Below are 17554 nucleotides of genomic sequence, written 5' to 3' on the forward strand. Positions count from 1 at the left end.
ACTCCGCCTCACCCAAACTTTGACGTATGACAGTGCGGCAGTGTAGGGCTCATCTGAACGTTGCGGTTCGAGATTGTCGTTGTAGGGAAACAGCCTGCGATTCACTTTGACCAAACGGTCTCCAGGCACCCCTAAATCAAAACCATTTTCTCACAGCCCCACCGCCACCCCGTCCAAGCGGGGATCGGCGCTGCCATGATAGGTCGCCGTGCCGTCATCATCATACTGGATGTGCACGCCGTGCGCGCGGCCCCACCGGCTGCGCACGTTGAGCGGCCAGCCGCGGGCTTCCAGGTTCTCTTGCACGTCCTGCGGAAAGCCGTGGCGCTCCAGCCAGACGGTTTCGGGACGCCACTGGTGGTGAAACCGCGGGGCCGTAATGGCTTGTTCGATATCCATCTCGTGGTCAATCACATTCATGATTACCTGAAACACCGTCGTGATGATCGTGGACCCGCCCGGCGAGCCAATCACAAGCTGCAAGCGCCCGTCGGGATCTTCCACGATCGTGGGCGTCATCGAGGAGAGCATCCGCTTGTTCGGGGCCACCGCATTGCGTTTGGATCCGAGCAGGCCAAACTGGTTGGGCACGCCTGGCTTCAGGCTGAAGTCATCCATCTCGTTGTTCAGGAAAAACCCGGCGCCATCCACCACGACCTTCGAGCCGTACGCGCTGTTAATCGTCGTCGTTATGCTCACGGCCTGTCCGTCGGCATCCACGACCGAGTAGTGGGTGGTCTCCATCGACTCAGCGCCCGCGGGCACGCCATGCGACACCGAATCGCTCGGAGTGATGCGGTTGGGATCGACATCTGACATCCGGGTGTGCATAAACGCCGGGTCTAAAAGTCCGTCAATGGGCATCTCCACAAAGTCAGGATCGCCCATCCACTCGGCGCGGTCGGCATACACGCGGCGCATGGCCTCGCCCATTGCATGGATGGTGGCGCTGGCGTTGAGTCCGTATTCGGCCACGTCGTGGTCTTCGGCTGCGTTTAGCAGTTGCGCCAGGGCGACGCCACCGGAAGACGGCGGGCCCATCGACAGGACGCGGTGGTTGTGGTAGGTGGATACGACCGGTTCGCGCTCAACTGAGGTGTACGAGGCCAGATCGTCATGCGTGATGAGCCCATCGCCGCGCTGCATCTCAGCGACGATCAGATCGGCAGTTGGCCCCTCGTAAAAGCCGCTGCGTCCGTTCTCTCGGATGCGAATGAGCACGTTCGCCAGATCAGGCTGGTGCAGGATCTGCCCTGGTTCGTAGCGTCCGCCATGGTCGGAATCGTCTCCAAAATAGCGGCGCGTGCTATCGAAGGCATTGAAGTCATCTTGGGCGCGGTTGAGGGCCTGCGCTTGCGTTGGGAGGACCTCGAATCCGTTGACGGCCAGATCGATGGCGGGCGCCAGCACGGCCTCGCGGGAGAGGGTGCCGTACTTCTCCAGGGCGTGCAACAGCCCATCGACCGTGCCGGGCACACCCGAGGCGAGGTGGCCGCGGCGGCTCCGTTCTGGAACCGCGTTGCCTTGCGCATCCAGGTAGACATCGGGTGTAGCGGCGGCGGGAGCAGTTTCTCGGTGGTCGATGGTAAGCGCGGTGCCGTCAGGCTGGCGCAGCACCAGAAAGCCGCCCCCACCGAGGTTGCCGGCCCGTGGAAAGACGACCGCGAGCGCAAACCCGACAGCTACAGAAGCATCCACAGCGTTACCGCCCTGCTCCAACATCTGGCGTCCGGCTTCAGCCGCTGCGGGATGTGCGGCCACGACCATGCCCTCGGTGCCGTACTCCAGCGTAGCGAGCGACGTTGGCATGGGAGCCGCCGGTGCTACGGACGGCGTCAGCAGGGCGCCTCCCCATACAAGCAATACGAGAAGAGTGATGCGTGTGGTCGCGTAAAGAATGGAAGAGCGCATGGCGTGCAGGAGAATGGCGTAAGCGAAGTGGACGGACAGGCAGGGTAGAGCCTCTCTACTCATCAAGTGGGGGCGGCATCACGTAAGCCATTCCAAAGTAAACCAGAAACATGGGGCCGCCAGAAAACACCAGCGCGAGCACAAAAGCAACGCGCACCATAGAGGGGTCTAGCCCAAAGTATTCAGCCAATCCCCCGCACACGCCCATGAGCTTCTTCTCGCTTGACCGTCGTAACGTGTTGTCTTCCTCTTCTTCGGCTTCCTCTGTGTCAGATTCCTTTGTATCAGATTCCGTTGACGTACTTTTCTTTTTTGTGCGGCGCCCTGCGAACAGCCCATAGCCGATGAAAGCCAGTAACACCCCCAAAATGCCAAGCCCAATGCTCGGGTCAACGGCCGCCACGCTTAGTGAGAGCATGGGCAGCTCCGCCAAGATCAGCACGCCAACGATCACGAGCATGGCCAGCCCAGTGTACGTGGCAATACGGCCGAAGCGCCCCGACGACGGGTCGGAGGTGTCGTCGAGCAGGCGATCAAGGTCTTCGTCGGAAATGCTGTTGAGCTCGTCCTCTTCCAACGGCGAAAAGTCAAAGTTTGACGACTCGCGTGAGGATTCTTCGGAGGAAGGCGGACGAGGCGGACGCTTTCGTGTGGACATAAGACTGTAGGGCTACGAGGTAGTGCAACAGGAATTATTTTGGGGGGCAGTGGTAGCCAGCGGACCTACCCTCTCGGTTTCGCTGATGACATAGTCGGCGGGCACGTCGTGGGAGGCGGTCGGCAAGCAGTCTACCAAGCAGGCGTCGAAGGTAAGCACCATAGAGGCTGCCGACAGCGTAGGCAGAAAGCGGTCGTAGAAGCCAGCGCCATGCCCGATGCGGTGGCCGCGGCGGTCGGCGCCAAAGGCGGGGACAATCACAAGGTCAATGGCATCATTGGGAACGGGGGTTCCGGTAACGGGCTCTAACAGGCCCCAGCGGTTACGCTCCAGCGCGTCGGCATCGGTAAAGGTGCGCGCCTCCATGGCTGGAGATGCCGGGTCAAACGACGTAACGACAGGCAGCACCACCGTTTTGCCTGCTGCGGCACACCATCCGATGAGCGGACGCGTATCTAACTCGCCCCGGTCTAGAGCCGGCCAGTATGCGTGCACCACCTTCGCATGCTGCACGGCATCATGTGCTTGCGCACGCTTGCACACGAGGCGGCTACGTGCATTGTGGTCGGTAGGCGATAAAGCCCGCCGATATGCATTAAACTGTTGGCGTAACGTATCTTTCGAGGTCACAGGCGTGCGATCCGAATAACAATTTCACGACAGTATCTAAACGCTTTTGCCATTCACTTTGTTACGTGGGTGTTGTGTATAGTCGCTTCATCAACTACGTATTTTTGTATGGCTGATGCGCCTGATGAGTCTTCGAATCGTCTGGATGCGTTCAACGCGCACCGTGAGCGCATGAATGCGCGCATTCTTGAGGAGGGCGATCATCTGGGGGTCAAACGGTTTTTCAACCTGGATGACGCGGCCTACCGAGACGGTGCGCTCGACGGCTCAACCAAAGAGCTGCTCGGGCTCGTGGCCTCGGCGGTGCTGCGCTGCAACGATTGCATCGACTATCATCTGCAACAGTGCATAGAGGCCGGGTGGAGCGATGACGAAATTATGGATGCGTTGAACGTTGCACTGGTGGTAGGGGGCTCGATCGTGATTCCTCACCTCCGCCATGCCGTCGAAACGATTGATTTACTGCGTAGCCGCGAACAACCCGGCGAATAACGCATTCTTATGCGATGCTTGCAATACTGAAGCGGCCCGCTGTATCGCACAGCACCGCTGCTTGTATCGGCCTGCGAATGTATCCCAGACCGCGCCTCCCTTATGTTTGAGAGTCTTTCCGATAAGCTAGACAGCGCCTTGAAGTCCGTAACCGGACAAGGGCGCATTAACGAGTTGAACGTGGCAGAGACCATGCGCGAGATCCGTCGTGCATTGCTCAATGCCGACGTAAACTACAAGGTGGCGCGCGACATCACCAACCGGGTGAAAGAGAAAGCCACCGGTGAAGAGGTGCTGCAGTCGGTAACCCCCGGCGAGCAGCTTACCAAAATCGTGTACGATGAACTCACGCGTGTGCTTGGTGGTGAGCATGTTGGCATTGAAATGGCCGACCACCCTCCCACGGTGATACTGATTGCCGGTCTGCAAGGCTCGGGCAAGACCACGTTTGTAGCCAAACTTGCCCGGCATCTGCGCTCGAAAGGCCATGCCCCGCTGCTTGCCGCCGCCGACGTGTACCGTCCGGCAGCCGTAGACCAGCTGCGCACGCTGGCCGACCAGGTCAATGTGCCGGTGTATTCGGTTGAAGAGAACGGCACCATTGTGCAAGACGCCGTGCGCGTGGCGGATGAAGCCGTTGCCCATGCCCGTGAAAAGGCCCGCGATGTCGTAATTATCGACACAGCAGGCCGCATGCATGTGGATGAGGCTATGATGGAGGAGGTCTCTAACATCAAAGGGGCTGTTGATCCCAATGAAATTCTGTTTGTGGTCGATAGCATGACCGGGCAGGATGCCGTCAACACAGCCAAAGAGTTCAACGAGCAACTCGACTTTGACGGCGTGGTGCTCACCAAGCTTGATGGCGACACACGTGGGGGCGCGGCCCTTTCGATTCGTACCGTGGTCGAAAAGCCCATTAAGTTTGCTTCGACCGGTGAAAAGCTGGACGCGCTCACTGAATTCTATCCCGACCGCATGGCCCAGCGTATTCTGGGCATGGGCGACGTGGTTTCGTTTGTGGAGCGTGCACAAGAAGAGTACGACGAAGAGCAAGCGCAAAAGCTGAAGAAAAAGATCAAGTCGGAAGACTTCGATCTGCAAGACTTTTACGACCAGCTGCAGCGCATTCAAAACATGGGGTCGATCAAAGACCTTATTGGAATGATTCCCGGTGTGGGATCTCAGATGAAAGACCTCGATGTAGACGAGGATGCGTTCAAACACATCGAGGCCATGATTTTGTCGATGACCCCCGAGGAACGCTCCAACCCGCAAATTCTAAACGGCACGCGCCGGCGCCGTATTGCCCGTGGCAGCGGCATGGATGTCCGCGATGTGAACCAGTTGATCAAACAGTTCCGCGACATGAAGAAGATGATGAAGAGCATGTCGAAGCTCACCGGCAAAGGCCGGTCGATGAACATGCAGAAACTTATGAGCCGTTTTGGAGGCGGAAGTGGAGGCGGCAAGTTCCACGGATAACGCCGCCTTCCCCAACACCCCCGTACCTGAGCAGGCGGGTGCTGTACTCCCGCTTTGCACAGCAACTTGCATTGATACGTTATTCTTTTACGACCAACCACCCAACATACCTGTGTCAGTTAAACTTCGCATGCGTCGGTTAGGGCGCAAAAAGATTCCGGTGTTCTCCATTGTCGCAACCGATTCGCGCAACGCGCGAGACGGGCGGTACATTGAGGACTTGGGCCGCTACTACCCATTGGAGCAACCCGCTACCGTCAAAGTTGACGAGGAGCGTGTGCTCTACTGGTTGGACAACGGCGCACAACCCAGCGATACGGTGCGCAGCATCCTTAGCAAGCTTGGTGTGATGCTGCATCATCACCTCAAGAAGCAAGGCAAGTCGCCCGAGCAGATTGCCGAGGCCGTGGATGAACACATTGAGCGCCTGGAAGAGAAGGGGCAAGATGTGAAAATGACCGCAGAAATGCGTCGCCAGCAAGCGCTCGAAGAGGAGCGTAAGCGTGCTGCCGAGCTCGAAGAGAAGCGTCGTAAGGAAGAAGAGCGCCGCAAAGCAGAAGCCGAAGCAGCCAAGAAAAAAGCCGAAGAAGAGAAGGCTGCCCAAGAAGCGGCTGAGGCCGAAGAAGCAAAAGCGGAAGAAGCAAAAGCGGAAGAAGCACAGGCAGAAGAGACCAGCGCGGACGAGGCAGACGCTGCTGAAGCGGACGCATCTGCCGAGGCATCCGATGATGCCCAAGACGAGAGCGCTGATGATGAAGCCGCCGATGAGCAAAAAGCAAAAGGCGATGCCTAACTCTGCGGCTGATACCGGTCCTGCATCGCCCCCACCGGGTACGCTTGTGCAAGTTGGACGCGTAGGCAAGCCGCATGGGCTTGATGGCACCGTCAAAGTCATTCCCGAAACAGACGATCCGGAGCGTTTCAGTACCTTCGAGACGGTCTATATCGGGCGTGATGCTGACCACGCTACCGCCCACACGGTCACACAGGTACGGTTTCAGCCACACAAGCGGGGCACTACCGTGCTGCTTACCGTCGCATCAACGACGGACCGCACCGCTGCCGAGGCGCTGCGCCGAACCCAGGTGTACGTGCCCGAGTCTGCGCTCCACATTCCGGAAGGGATGTACCACATGCACGACCTGATTGGATGGGCCGTGTACGATGCCGATACCGAGGCACCGTTGGGCACCCTTACCGCCATCATGCCGCTTCCAGGTCCCGATGCCCTGGTCATCCAGACTGAATCGGGCCACGAGGCGCTGGTCCCGTTTGTGGAAGACCTGGTCCCGCACATCGACGACGAGGCCGAACGCCTGTATGTGCAACCCATTGAGGGATTGCTCGATGCAAACGAGTCGGATGCTCCTGCACCGCCTGCTGCGTAACCTGCTATGCACATAGACATCATCGCTGCCATTCCCGACCTGGTTCGGGAGCCGCTGCAGCACAGCATCGTAAAACGCGCACAGGAGGCCGGCCACGTTCGCATTGACGTGCACGATGTGCGCGACTATGCGACCGACAAACACCGCCAGATTGACGACTATCCGTTTGGTGGCGGGGCCGGCATGGTGCTCAAACCCGAGCCGCTGGTCCGCTGTATCGAAGCGTGTCAGGCGGAGGGCGAGGCCGATGCGGTGGTGTACCTCACCCCCGATGGCGAACGACTTCGCCAGCCGCGTGTCAACCGATTTGCGATGGCCGATCACCTGGTGCTTGTTGCTGGACACTACAAAGGCATCGATCAGCGCGTGCGCGATCATTTTGTGACCCACGAAATTTCGATTGGTGACTACGTGTTGTCAGGCGGCGAACTGCCCGCGCTTGTTCTGGCGGATGCGGTGGTACGACTGCTACCCGGTGTGCTGGGCGACGCGTCGTCGGCACTCACCGACTCGTTCCAAGACGGCCTACTCGATGCGCCCGCCTATACACGACCCGCCTCGTTCCGCGGACACGAGGTGCCCACAGTGCTTCGCTCCGGCAACCATCAGCGTATTGACGAATGGCGCGATGCTAAGCGACTTGAAAAGACACGCAATCGGCGTCCTGACTTATTAGACGACTGCGACAACGAATCGCCTTCCGCGTAACCGTTGTACTACAGCCCGTACTGCTAAAGCATGTATCCATCGTAGAAGCAGGGCTGCATTCCATTTGATGTTGAACCTTTTAATACACCAAAACCATGGCAACCAATCTGATCGACGTAATCGAAGCGACGCAACTGAAAGACGACCGGCCCGAGTTTGGAGCGGGCGACACGGTCACGGTGCACCTGCGCGTCGTGGAAGGCGATAAAGAGCGCATCCAAAAGTATGAGGGCGTTGTGCTCAAGAAACGAGGCAGTGGCCCCAGCACCACCTTTTGCGTCCGTAAGATCTCGGGCGGCATTGGGGTGGAGCGTGTCTTTCCACTGCACTCCCCACGCATCGCCCAAATTGATGTAAAACGTCGCGGACGCGTGCGCCGGTCCCGCTTGAACTACCTGCGCGAACGTTCCGGGAAGTCGGCTCGTATTCGTGAGCGGCGTACCAACGGCGAAGGATAACGCCTTGCCATCATTGGCTTTTGCCTGATACGTTGCTGAGTTATGTCGCTACGCGTTGCGCTGTGGGACCGCCCTCCTGCTGATGTGCTAACTACAGAAATCGCGAAGACAAACGCGTTTGCGGTAGAGCATCATGCACCTGCCCAGTGCACGGCGCAGGTGTTGCAAGATGAGGTAGACATTGCGCTCGTACCCACATACATGGCGCTGCAAGCTGCCGATGGCTTCGATGCGCTGCCCGGAGTGGGGGTGTCGGCATGGCAATATCCGTTTGCACGGCTTTTGTGGGATCAGGGGCTGCACGACTTTCCGGAAACCGTAGCCTACCCCCGCACCGCTGTTCAGGAGCGCTTCACCGCCCGTGTAATTTTGCACGAGCACTACGGCGCGGATCCGTCGTTCGTGGCGGTAGACACCGAAGACCCCGCCGAACTGCAAGCGCACTCCGCCGACGCTGCGCTGCTCGTTGGTGAAGCCGGTGCCCATTACGATGCTGGATCCGCCTTCGCGATGGATCTCGGCCGAGAGTGGTACGAACTCACCAACTATCCGATGGTGTGGGGCGTGTTCGTGATGAAACGCGGACGCCCAACCACTGCACTGGTTGAGCAGTTCATGGAAATCGGAAAGGCAGCCACCGAGCACCGCGCCGACTGGATACAGGCTCATCTGCCCTCCGACGCGTTGCACACCTTCTACGAAGATGATTTGCGTACCGGTATCGGACGCCTGGAGCGGGCCAGCCTCACCGATCTACGCACGTATTTGTTCTATTACAACGTGACCGACGAAATCCCCGACATGCCGTTCGTGTCGGAAGACCCGGATAGTGAATCAGAGTCCGAAGAGGCTGCCGAATCGTAGCTCTGGTCTAACGCTGGACGAAATTCCCTGTAGTACTTCCTTTCTCTGCTCGGGCCGGGTTGTCGCGATCGTTTGGCTGATGCACAGGCCAAGCTGATTCAACAGCGGCACGAGAACAGACCGTCAAGCGTACCCTGGCTACGTTGGGTGCACACTCTACCTCCGCGCGCCTTCCTTTTTTCGCTTTCCCCTTTGTCTATATGAGCAGCGGTGTCAAAACGATTGAGCGCAATAAGAAAGCGCGCTACGAGTACTTTATTGAAGACACGCTCGAAGCCGGCATTGTGCTTGCGGGATCCGAAGTGAAGTCTGCTAAAGACGGTAAAGCCAGTCTTGATGGCACCTACTGCTCGTTCGATAACAAGGGCGAGTTGCTCATGCACAACGCATACATCAAACCGTACAAGCAAGCCAGCCACTTCAACCACGAGCCGAGGCGTTCTCGAAAGCTGTTGTTGAAGCAAGGGCAGCTTGAGAAGTGGGCCGGTGCCTCTTCGAAAAAAGGCTACACCATTGTCCCTTTGGAAATGTACGTGCGTGACGGCTGGATCAAAGTTAAAATTGGTCTGACAAAAGGCAAAGATGTGCGCGACAAGCGTCAGACCGTGAAGAAGCGCGAGACCCAGCGCAAGCTGCGCGACGTCAAGCACGACTTTAACCGATAGCCGTCTGTTTGTGGCCCCCTGTTGTTCATCCCCCTTCGTTTGATCTGTTTCCACCATGCCTTTTCCCCCTGTAGATGATCAGCTAGCTGTGCTCATGCGTGGTGTAGCCGATCTGGTACCCGAAGACGAACTGCGCAAGAAGCTAGAGCACTCACGCACCACCGACACGCCCTTGCGAGTCAAGTTGGGATGCGACCCCAGTCGTCCCGACCTGCACCTGGGGCACACTGTGGTCCTGCGGAAGCTGCGCCAGTTTCAGGATCTGGGCCACCAGGCGGTGCTTATCGTGGGTGACTTTACCGGAATGATTGGCGACCCCTCAGGCCGTTCGAAGACGCGCCCAGCGCTCACGCTCGAAGAGACGCGTGAACACGGTCAGTCGTACTTCGAGCAAGCCGCGAAGGTGCTGGACCCGGAGCGCACCGAGATCCGCTACAACTCAGAGTGGCTCGACGAGATGTCGTTCAGCGAGGTGATTGAGCTCTCGGCGCAGTTTACAGTCGCGCGCATGCTGGAGCGCGACGATTTCAAGACGCGCTACGAAGCGGGCAAGCCCATCAGCGTGCACGAGTTTCTGTATCCGCTGGCCCAGGCCCAGGACTCGGTCGAAATACAGTCGGATGTGGAGCTGGGAGGTACCGATCAGCGCTTCAATCTGCTGGTAGGGCGGCACATCCAGCAGGCACAGGACCAGGATCCGCAGGTCTGCCTGATGGTGCCCCTGCTTGAAGGCACCGATGGCCACGAGAAAATGTCGAAATCGCTCGACAATGCCATTGGTATCACCGAAGCCCCCGAAGCGATGTACGGCAAGGTGATGTCGGTGCCTGATGAGTTGATCTACCGCTACACCGAGCTCGTTACGGATACGCCGCTCGATGACTTGCCGAACGTGAAGGCCCACGCTGAAGAAAATCCGCGTGATGCCAAGCACGACCTTGCGTACACCATCGTGCGCATGTACCACGACAAAGAGGCTGCCGAGGCGGCCCGCGATCACTTCGAGAAAACCGTGGTGCAGGGCGACACCCCCGACGACATTCCCGTCTTTACGGCGGAGTCGGCCAACGGCGAAATGGGCCTGCTGAACCTAATGACTAATGCCGGACTCACCGAGTCAAACAGCGAAGCGCGCCGTCTGATTAAGCAGGGAGCCGTGACCATCGACGACGAAACGGTGGACAACTGGCGCCACTCGGTAGATATGCAGAACGATCTGCCGTTTGTGCTGCAGGTCGGCAAGCGTCGGTACGCGCGCATCGAAGCGCCCGATGCGTAGTAAGCGTGCATCTCCATACAGATTTATGCGTTGAGCAGCCCAACGACCCACTACAGGACGTTGGGCTGTTTTGCATTGGTCTACGCACAAGTAACTGTTTATGGATCGCTCTTACGACTGGCTTACCGAGGCAGCACGCCAAGGCATCATCAGCGATGCCCAGGCGCAGGAACTGCAGGCATTTGCAGAAAAGAACGGCCCCGTTTCATCGTCTGTCGATGCAGGCACAGCCCAATTTGAAGGGGCCCACCTGCTCTATTACATGGGCGGTCTGATTGCCATCGGGGCTATGACGGTGTTCATGACGTTGGGATGGGAGCAGTTTGGTGGATGGGCGGTGTTTGGAATCGCGGTGCTCTATGCCGCCGGAGGGATGGCCATCACAGAACGGCTCTATCAAAACGCGCTGCGCATTCCTGCTGGACTTACAGCGGCGTTCGTGGTGGTACTGGCCCCTATGGCCGTCTATGGCATTCAGCTGGAGTTGGGGCTGTGGCCCGACGATGAGACCTATCGGGCCTGGCTTACCGGATTTGATGGGCGGGGGCTCGTGCTGCAGGTGGTAACGCTGCTCCTTGGGAGCGCGCTGTTGGTCCGCTACCGGCTCCCTTTCCTGCTGATGCCGCTCGTCGTTGTAGCCTGGTACATGATGATGAACACAACTCCGTACCTCACAACGACAGAACCGCCCCCCGATGTGCTGTACCGTACCGTTGCGCTGGGGGCCGGTGCCATTCTCATTGGAGGTGCCATATGGATTGATAGGCAACGATACACGCATGACTTTGCGTTCTGGCCCTACACGCTGGGCACCCTTTCGGTATGGGGGAGCCTAACGACCATAGCCATTGTGAGCACCTGGCCCTCGATTTGGTACGCGGGTATCTGCGTTGTGCTTATGGGCATTGGCGTGATGGTGCGGCGCCGCATCTTTACGATTGTAGGCGCACTGGGACTTGCAGGCTACCTCTTTTACCTAGCGCGCGACATCTTCCGCGATAGCATCTGGTTCCCGTTTGTGCTTACGTTTATCGGGCTTGGCATCATTGCGTTGGGGGTATGGTGGCAACGCAATGAGAAAACAATCCACCGACGCATTCAGGATACGCTTCCCTTTTGACAGGATTGGCACGGCACTACCAGGCCATGACTTTCATGCAGAAGACGGAGCCGCCTGCCTTCAGAAATTCGCTGGTGTCGAGCGGAACGGATACAAAGCCTGCTTCATGCAGACGCGCCTCGGTGGTGGTGCAGCCCTCCTGAATGAGGACATGGTGCGCATCCGGACAATGGGCATTGCAGGCAAACAGGTCGCGGGCTTCGTCTTCGGGGGCTTCGATGAGCGTTTCGAATCCGTGGCGCAGTAGTTCACGACCTTCCTCCGTGAAGGCGCCCGGGTAGTACAGCGCCGTGTGTGGATCCAGTACACTCAGGCAGGTATCCAGATGGTAGAAGTCAGGATCGTGCAGACCAAGCGCATAGACGGGTACATCCAGCAGTTCGTGCAGGGCCTCATACACACTCAGGTCGGTGCGAAAGCCGTATCCGCCCCATAGCGCGGCATGATCGGGGTGCCAGATGGCATCGCCCATCCCCTCAAACGAGCCCGAGGCGGACTCGGGAAGGGTGTGCACCTGGTATCCAAGTTCACTGAAGAACGTACGGTAGTGCGGCACCTCGTCGCGGCGCTCGGGGGCATGCATGCGACTGAGCACGACGCCTGTGTCGTGTGATCCGGACGTGCAGTACGGCAGGGTTTGGTTGGCACAGAACACCATATCGGGCAGTCCTGGGGCGCCCTCTACCACGTGCACATCCATGTCGAGTGCGGTGTATGCCGCCCGTATGGCCTTCCATTGCTGCCAGGCCACCTCGCGGTTCACCGACCCCACGTTCGCCTCCATATGAGGGTTGATGACATACTCCACATCGAAATGGGCAGGCGTGGTAAGTATGGCTCGGGTAGGGCGAGGAAGCGAGGGGGCTTCGGTAGGTGAGGGGACTGCAGCGTTAAGGGTTGTATACACCATGGGGACAGCCAGATTAAGCGTTAGGAGGATGCGTTGAGCGCAAGTTCAGCAAGAAAGCGCTGGGTGGTGCTCATGTCGATGTGCACGAAAGCACCTTCGTCGCGTATCTCTATATTCTCAAGCATTGCTTGCTGATCCTCGGTCCAACGATCTTGGGATTGCGCTCCAGAGAGAACGCCGTTCAACAGACGACGTACATCCCGCGCATTGTCGTGTGCGACGAGTGTGAGACGACTCTGCACGTTTTGCTGATCGAGTGTAAATGAAAGCCCCCCTTGGTCAGTAACTTGGGCCACGCGTGCTAGGCGGCGCTGCCATTCTTCGGCATCGTCGGCGTCGTCAATCTCATCAACGGTCTGCTCGATTTCGCGCGGCATATCGAGCAGGACCGACCACGCCGAACCGCCTTGCGCCGCATAGCCAATGAGTCCGCGTGTGGTGGCATCAACGGATAGCCCATCGCGGCCTTCGGTATGGCGTGCAAGCAGCGCGTCGATGTCGTTCGCGTGCCCGACAGCAATGCGGTTATCATCCAGCAGAGCGATGTGGGTCGACGAGTCTTCGAGGTCGGCATCCTCGGCTCGGTCGAATGCAAAGCGGTGGGTCGCTTCGTCAACAGGCCGGATGAGGTCGGAGGCATCAAGGAGCGCTTCGGCCAGGGCATCGCGCGTAAAGGTGGCGCTGAACACGGCCAGCGGACGTTCAAGCGCCTCCGGATCGGTATCATCCAGCAGTGGGGTGGCGCCAATGAGCACGGCGTTAAGATCGGTATCCGGGTCAAAGCCCGACGCCTCGATGAAGGCGTTCAGTTCGGCGCGCTGCTCGCGAGTGAGCGGGTCGAACGTCATGTCGCTATCCAGCAGCGTAAGCTGGATGCCACGGGCTCCAAAAAAGGAAATTCCCGCTTCCGTTTTGAGTTGTTGCAGATCCACCTGTGATATGCTCTGGGTGGATTCAGGGAAGGTGCCCAGCATCGACCAGGTGTCGGCTGGAACGTCGGGCGGGTCGGGGGTGCAAGCGGTGAGCAAGCCCAGGATAAGGAGGCCGCCAACAAGCGAACGTAAACGCAACATAACAGGGGGGGCATGGTGAGCAAAAACGCCGCTTCTATCACGAAACGACAGGAGACAGTGTTACAGGTTGAAGGCAGCGGCGGGGACGCAAGCGGTCTCCGGCTATGTATTTGACTCGCATCGCGCCGTTCTGTAGCCCGGGATCAGGAGCGGAGCGGATATCCCGGGCAGTCACTTAGGGCTGCACCTCCAGCACATACGCACCCCGAGCCTCCAGGTCTACAGCCGGACCGTCCTCGCCCTCTACAACAGGCACCTCTTCGTCTGTCATCATATCGGTGAGGCGAAGCGATTCGGGATCGTCAAACATGTCGTCCAGTGGGGCCTGATGCGCTTCGTCGTGACCGTTGATGAGCACGAGTACGGTCTCGTCGTTGTGGGTGCGCAGATAACGGTACACATCCACAAAATAGGTCGGCTGGTAGTGAGTCAGCTCGCCACGGCGCAGCGCAGGGGTGTCCTGGCGCAGATGCAGCAGGTCGCGCAGAAACTGAAAGACGGCCTGCTCTTCGTCGGTGCGGCCTTCCTCAGTAAAGGCATCGCGTGTGTGCCAGGGGAAGCCGCCGGGAAACGGTTCGCGCAGCTCGACATGGCTTTCGCCGCCCACCATGTTGATTTCGGTGCCGTACAGCAGTTGAGGAATCCCGCGCGTGGTGAGCAAGAGCGTAAGCATCTGCTTTACCTTTTGCGTATCGCCCTCGGCCTCGAAAATGCCCCGCGTCATATCGTGGTTGTCGATGAACGTCATGAGGCGCGTGGGATCGTCGTAAACGAAGTCCTGGGCGATCACTTCGTAGATTTCGCCCAACCCACCGGTACCAGCCAAATAGTCGCGCATGGCTTCAGAGAGGGCAAAGTCCATGACCGACGACATGTTAGTCTCGAAGTCGGTTTGAAGCGGGCTTCCTGTTTGAAATTGCGCCAGAAACGCCGGATTGTTATTCCAGATCTCGCCCACAAGGCTGAAGTTCGGATATTCTGTCTTGATGGCCTCGGCCCAGTCGGCCAAAAACTCCTGATAGGCATAGGGATAGGTGTCCTCACGGATGCCGTCGAGGCCGGTCGTTTCGATCCACCAGATGGAGTTCTGAATGAGATACGTGGCTACGAGCGGATCGCGCTGGTCGAGGTCGGGCATGGTTTCGACAAACCAGAAGGTGCGCAACAGCTCCTCGGTTTGTGGATCCGCGTAGGGGTCGCTGATTGACATCATGTAGTGCGCATCCAAGACATGGTCATCCTCGCTGCCATGCACCCAACTGTCGCGGGGCAGATTATCCATCCACGGGTGGCGCAGCCCAATGTGATTGCTCACATGGTCGTAAATCACCTTCATATCACGTGCATGCGCTTCGCTGACCAGCGTGCGGTAGTCATCGTTCGTGCCAAAGCGCGGGTCAATGCGATACAGATCGGTGGCCTTGTAGCCGTGGTAGCTGTCGATGCCCCGGTTTTCGAGAACCGGGTTGAGCCAGAGCGTCGTTACGCCCAGATCCTCCAGGTAGTCGAGCCGCTCGATCAGCCCCGGCAGGTCGCCACCGTGGCGCATCCCGACGTCATCGGGATCATACTCGTCGAGTGTGTCGTCGGTCTCGTAGGGGACCGACTCGCTGTCGGCGAAGCGGTCGGGCGTAATGAGATACACCACATCGTCAGCATCAAAGCCCTGGTGGCGCCCCTCCGTATCGGCACGCTCCTTCACCGGATAGTCCACGGTCACCTCGGTATTGGCATGCTGAAGCGTAAGCGTGTACGTCTGGGCGAGAGCGTCGTCGGCAATGCGAATGGTAACGAAGGCATAGCTATCGTTAGGAAGCGTTTTGACCTCGGTCACCTCTACGCCCGATTCAGGCACCGTGGCGGATACTTCGCTTAGGTCGTCGCCATACACCATCAGTTGCACCTCATTCCATTCCATGCCGACCCACCAGTTTTCAGGCTCCACGGCATCCACGGTCTGTGCAGAGGCCATGTGGATCCATCCAAAAAGCACAAGCAACGCACAGCCCAATGTGCGAGACAGCAAACGAATCATGATCTTGAGAGCGCATCAGGGAAAAGACAATGGGGACATCCGAATATAGGAAAATGGGAGCAGAGGTGCAGACGGAATCCCAGCCAAAGCCCGCAATCCCAAGAGATCGCCTGTTTCACGAAAACATCACGGGAATCTCCGAAGATGAGGGCTCTCGGATGGAATGCTGTGTGCATCGTTGTTGTCTTTAACACAAATGTACGCCCGATGCATGCTTCCCCCACCGGTTTTTGCTTGTAGAATATGCCTGCTGATGCCTCCGATGATTCTCTTACAGACGAGATGGCGGCTGAGCAGGCGCTTGTAGATCGTGCCCGTGAAGGCGATCAGGAAGCGTTTCGTTCCCTTGTGGAGCGCTACGAAGACATGGTGGCGGCTACGGTAACGGGTATGCTGGGCGCGGGCCCTGAAGCCGACGATGTAGGCCAACGCGTGTTCATCACGTTCTACAAAAAACTGGACCAGTACCGGGGCGACGGGGGCGTGGCGCCTTACCTGAACCGGATTGCCGTAAACACCGCCTTGAACGCGCTCAAGAAGCAGAAACGCCGCACCCAGCAGAGGGTCTCTCGGGATCAAGAAGAGCACACGCCGCTGCCTGACCCCGATAGCAGGGCCTCTATGCAAACATTTAGCTTGAAAGAGATAACCGAGGAGGCCTTGCAAACGCTCTCCCCCAAGCATCGCTCGGTGGTTGTGCTCCGGCTGATTCAGGGGTACTCGACCCGCGAAACGGCTGAGATCCTTGATGTACCGGACGGTACCGTTCTTTCACGGCTGCACCGTGCCCGCAAACAGCTTCAAACCCTTTTGGCTCCGCACGTGGATACCCATGCCTACCGATAAGCAACACGATCTTTTGATCCGGTCGCTCGATACCGACCTGCCCGACGAAGACCGCGAGGCGCTCGACGAGTGGCTGTCGGAGTCGCCCCAAGCGCGCACGTCTATGGCTGAGCACCAGGCCGTAGCCGACGCTGTGGCTGAGCAAGGTCCCTCATCGTTTCGCGAGGGGTTTGCAGATCGGGTCATGGCGGCGCTTCCCGACGACACCCCGCAGGCCCCTGCGCATGCCTCGCGAAACCAGAGACCGCCTCGTCGCCCCGCCGTCTCTCGCACGCCCGGATGGAGAAGATATACTGCAGCGGGCCTGGCCGTGGTGGCTACCCTGGCCATTGCGGTGCTGCTGATGCGCCCCTGGACCACAACCGTCGAGGTGCCGCCGGGCCCGCCCGAACAGGTTACCCTGAGCGATGGCACCACCGTTGAAATGAGCGGCGGTTCATCGTTGCACTACACCGACTCCTGGTTCCACCGCGAACGCCGCGCCACATTGCTTGGCGAAGCCTTTTTCGATGTTGCCACGAACGACCGCCCGTTTCGCGTAAACACACACAATGCCCAAATTCGCGTCCAGGGCACGACCTTCAACGTCCGCGCGTGGCCCGAAGCGATGGACAACGAAACCAGAGTGTCGCTGCAAACCGGACAGGTAGAGGTGCAATCGCTTGGCGAATCCGCGGTGGCACACGCCCTTTCGCCCGGCGAAACGACCGTAACACACGGCGATAGCACGCACGCCGTATCGGCTGAAATCGACCAGGTTACGGCCTGGCGATCGGGCGGATTGGCGTTTGTCGATCAGTCGCTTGCATCGGTGGCACAGGCACTGTACCACCGGTTTGGTGTTGAGGTCGAAATCGAAGACCCCACTCTCGGCGAACGCACCCTCACGTACCTGAATCCTGATCCAGAATCGCCCGGTTCGGTTATTGACGACATCTGCCACACGCTCGACCTGCAGTATCACCGCACCGCGCAGGGGTACCGTATCCACCCATAACACCGCGCCCGCCCCGTTCTTCCCGGCCAGCCCCC

General features: G+C 58.7%; 18 protein-coding genes. 12 read left to right on the forward strand and 6 right to left on the reverse strand.

The window, feature by feature from the left end:
- Positions 1-150 precede the first annotated feature (150 nt).
- The 3 genes from ggt to ACZ5AL_RS03225 are packed head-to-tail and all read right to left on the reverse strand — an operon-like array spanning position 151 to position 3199.
- Positions 151-1911 (reverse strand): gamma-glutamyltransferase, encoded by a 1761-nt coding sequence (gene ggt / locus ACZ5AL_RS03215; protein ID WP_464512136.1) that lies wholly within the window; start codon positions 1909-1911, stop codon positions 151-153.
- Positions 1912-1966: 55 nt separating this feature from the next.
- Positions 1967-2569 (reverse strand): PspC domain-containing protein, encoded by a 603-nt coding sequence (locus ACZ5AL_RS03220; RefSeq protein WP_464512138.1) that lies wholly within the window; start codon positions 2567-2569, stop codon positions 1967-1969.
- A gap of 12 nt (positions 2570-2581) precedes the next feature.
- Positions 2582-3199 carry a 5-formyltetrahydrofolate cyclo-ligase gene (locus tag ACZ5AL_RS03225; protein WP_464512139.1) on the reverse strand — a complete coding sequence of 206 codons (618 nt, stop codon included), beginning with the start codon at positions 3197-3199 and terminating at the stop codon, positions 2582-2584.
- A gap of 108 nt (positions 3200-3307) precedes the next feature.
- Here ACZ5AL_RS03225 and ACZ5AL_RS03230 point away from each other — a divergent pair, with 108 nt between their 5' ends.
- The 10 genes from ACZ5AL_RS03230 to ACZ5AL_RS03275 all read left to right on the forward strand — a co-directional run bounded on the left by ACZ5AL_RS03230 (position 3308) and on the right by ACZ5AL_RS03275 (position 11658).
- Positions 3308-3691, forward strand: coding sequence for a carboxymuconolactone decarboxylase family protein (locus ACZ5AL_RS03230; protein WP_464512140.1), 384 nt, complete (start codon positions 3308-3310; stop codon positions 3689-3691).
- Between the two features lie 102 nt (positions 3692-3793).
- Positions 3794-5176, forward strand: a complete 1383-nt coding sequence (gene ffh / locus ACZ5AL_RS03235; protein ID WP_464512141.1) for a signal recognition particle protein — start codon at positions 3794-3796, stop codon at positions 5174-5176.
- A gap of 112 nt (positions 5177-5288) precedes the next feature.
- A complete protein-coding gene (rpsP, locus tag ACZ5AL_RS03240) occupies positions 5289-5969 on the forward strand; it encodes a 30S ribosomal protein S16 (protein ID WP_464512143.1) in 681 nt (226 codons plus the stop codon).
- Positions 5962-6564 carry a ribosome maturation factor RimM gene (gene rimM / locus ACZ5AL_RS03245; RefSeq protein WP_464512144.1) on the forward strand — a complete coding sequence of 201 codons (603 nt, stop codon included), beginning with the start codon at positions 5962-5964 and terminating at the stop codon, positions 6562-6564. The genes rpsP and rimM overlap by 8 nt, the downstream gene beginning before the upstream one ends.
- A 6-nt stretch (positions 6565-6570) precedes the next feature.
- Entirely contained in the window at positions 6571-7272 is a 702-nt protein-coding gene (gene trmD, locus ACZ5AL_RS03250) for a tRNA (guanosine(37)-N1)-methyltransferase TrmD (protein ID WP_464512145.1), read from the forward strand.
- Positions 7273-7367: 95 nt separating this feature from the next.
- Positions 7368-7730 carry a 50S ribosomal protein L19 gene (gene rplS, locus ACZ5AL_RS03255; protein ID WP_464512147.1) on the forward strand — a complete coding sequence of 121 codons (363 nt, stop codon included), beginning with the start codon at positions 7368-7370 and terminating at the stop codon, positions 7728-7730.
- A 42-nt stretch (positions 7731-7772) separates the two neighbouring features.
- A complete protein-coding gene (locus tag ACZ5AL_RS03260; protein WP_464512148.1) occupies positions 7773-8594 on the forward strand; it encodes an MqnA/MqnD/SBP family protein in 822 nt (273 codons plus the stop codon).
- 200 nt (positions 8595-8794) lie between these two features.
- Complete coding sequence (smpB, locus tag ACZ5AL_RS03265) at positions 8795-9259, forward strand: SsrA-binding protein SmpB (RefSeq protein ID WP_464512150.1); 465 nt, start codon at positions 8795-8797, stop codon at positions 9257-9259.
- Between the two features lie 55 nt (positions 9260-9314).
- Positions 9315-10538: a tyrosine--tRNA ligase gene (tyrS, locus tag ACZ5AL_RS03270; protein ID WP_464512151.1), complete on the forward strand. Its 1224-nt coding sequence runs from the start codon at positions 9315-9317 to the stop codon at positions 10536-10538.
- Positions 10539-10638: 100 nt separating this feature from the next.
- Positions 10639-11658, forward strand: coding sequence for a DUF2157 domain-containing protein (locus ACZ5AL_RS03275; protein WP_464512152.1), 1020 nt, complete (start codon positions 10639-10641; stop codon positions 11656-11658).
- A gap of 16 nt (positions 11659-11674) precedes the next feature.
- On the opposite strand, the gene ACZ5AL_RS03280 is transcribed toward ACZ5AL_RS03275, so the two are convergent.
- From ACZ5AL_RS03280 to ACZ5AL_RS03290, 3 genes are all read right to left on the reverse strand, one after another.
- On the reverse strand, positions 11675-12568 hold the full coding sequence (locus ACZ5AL_RS03280; protein ID WP_464512153.1) for a dimethylarginine dimethylaminohydrolase family protein: 894 nt from the start codon (positions 12566-12568) through the stop codon (positions 11675-11677).
- 20 nt (positions 12569-12588) lie between these two features.
- Positions 12589-13641 (reverse strand): hypothetical protein, encoded by a 1053-nt coding sequence (locus ACZ5AL_RS03285; protein ID WP_464512155.1) that lies wholly within the window; start codon positions 13639-13641, stop codon positions 12589-12591.
- Positions 13642-13816: 175 nt separating this feature from the next.
- Positions 13817-15676, reverse strand: coding sequence for an alpha-amylase family glycosyl hydrolase (locus ACZ5AL_RS03290; protein ID WP_464512156.1), 1860 nt, complete (start codon positions 15674-15676; stop codon positions 13817-13819).
- 243 nt (positions 15677-15919) lie between these two features.
- Here ACZ5AL_RS03290 and ACZ5AL_RS03295 point away from each other — a divergent pair, with 243 nt between their 5' ends.
- Complete coding sequence (locus ACZ5AL_RS03295) at positions 15920-16522, forward strand: RNA polymerase sigma factor (protein WP_464512157.1); 603 nt, start codon at positions 15920-15922, stop codon at positions 16520-16522.
- Complete coding sequence (locus tag ACZ5AL_RS03300) at positions 16509-17519, forward strand: FecR domain-containing protein (RefSeq protein WP_464512159.1); 1011 nt, start codon at positions 16509-16511, stop codon at positions 17517-17519. The genes ACZ5AL_RS03295 and ACZ5AL_RS03300 overlap by 14 nt, the downstream gene beginning before the upstream one ends.
- Positions 17520-17554 lie beyond the last annotated feature (35 nt).

The organism is Natronotalea proteinilytica, assembly GCF_055379935.1.

What these genes read in the sequence shown, in the direction of transcription:
- ggt (WP_464512136.1), bottom strand. Translation starts at nt 1,911, where the DNA reads ATGCGCTCTTCCATTCTTTACGCGACCACACGCATCACTCTTCTCGTA.
- ACZ5AL_RS03220 (WP_464512138.1), bottom strand. Translation starts at nt 2,569, where the DNA reads ATGTCCACACGAAAGCGTCCGCCTCGTCCGCCTTCCTCCGAAGAATCC.
- ACZ5AL_RS03230 (WP_464512140.1), top strand. Translation starts at nt 3,308, where the DNA reads ATGGCTGATGCGCCTGATGAGTCTTCGAATCGTCTGGATGCGTTCAAC.
- ffh (WP_464512141.1), top strand. Translation starts at nt 3,794, where the DNA reads ATGTTTGAGAGTCTTTCCGATAAGCTAGACAGCGCCTTGAAGTCCGTA.
- rimM (WP_464512144.1), top strand. Translation starts at nt 5,962, where the DNA reads ATGCCTAACTCTGCGGCTGATACCGGTCCTGCATCGCCCCCACCGGGT.
- trmD (WP_464512145.1), top strand. Translation starts at nt 6,571, where the DNA reads ATGCACATAGACATCATCGCTGCCATTCCCGACCTGGTTCGGGAGCCG.
- rplS (WP_464512147.1), top strand. Translation starts at nt 7,368, where the DNA reads ATGGCAACCAATCTGATCGACGTAATCGAAGCGACGCAACTGAAAGAC.
- ACZ5AL_RS03260 (WP_464512148.1), top strand. Translation starts at nt 7,773, where the DNA reads ATGTCGCTACGCGTTGCGCTGTGGGACCGCCCTCCTGCTGATGTGCTA.
- smpB (WP_464512150.1), top strand. Translation starts at nt 8,795, where the DNA reads ATGAGCAGCGGTGTCAAAACGATTGAGCGCAATAAGAAAGCGCGCTAC.
- tyrS (WP_464512151.1), top strand. Translation starts at nt 9,315, where the DNA reads ATGCCTTTTCCCCCTGTAGATGATCAGCTAGCTGTGCTCATGCGTGGT.
- ACZ5AL_RS03275 (WP_464512152.1), top strand. Translation starts at nt 10,639, where the DNA reads ATGGATCGCTCTTACGACTGGCTTACCGAGGCAGCACGCCAAGGCATC.
- ACZ5AL_RS03280 (WP_464512153.1), bottom strand. Translation starts at nt 12,568, where the DNA reads ATGGTGTATACAACCCTTAACGCTGCAGTCCCCTCACCTACCGAAGCC.
- ACZ5AL_RS03285 (WP_464512155.1), bottom strand. Translation starts at nt 13,641, where the DNA reads ATGTTGCGTTTACGTTCGCTTGTTGGCGGCCTCCTTATCCTGGGCTTG.
- ACZ5AL_RS03290 (WP_464512156.1), bottom strand. Translation starts at nt 15,676, where the DNA reads ATGATTCGTTTGCTGTCTCGCACATTGGGCTGTGCGTTGCTTGTGCTT.
- ACZ5AL_RS03295 (WP_464512157.1), top strand. Translation starts at nt 15,920, where the DNA reads ATGCCTGCTGATGCCTCCGATGATTCTCTTACAGACGAGATGGCGGCT.
- ACZ5AL_RS03300 (WP_464512159.1), top strand. Translation starts at nt 16,509, where the DNA reads ATGCCTACCGATAAGCAACACGATCTTTTGATCCGGTCGCTCGATACC.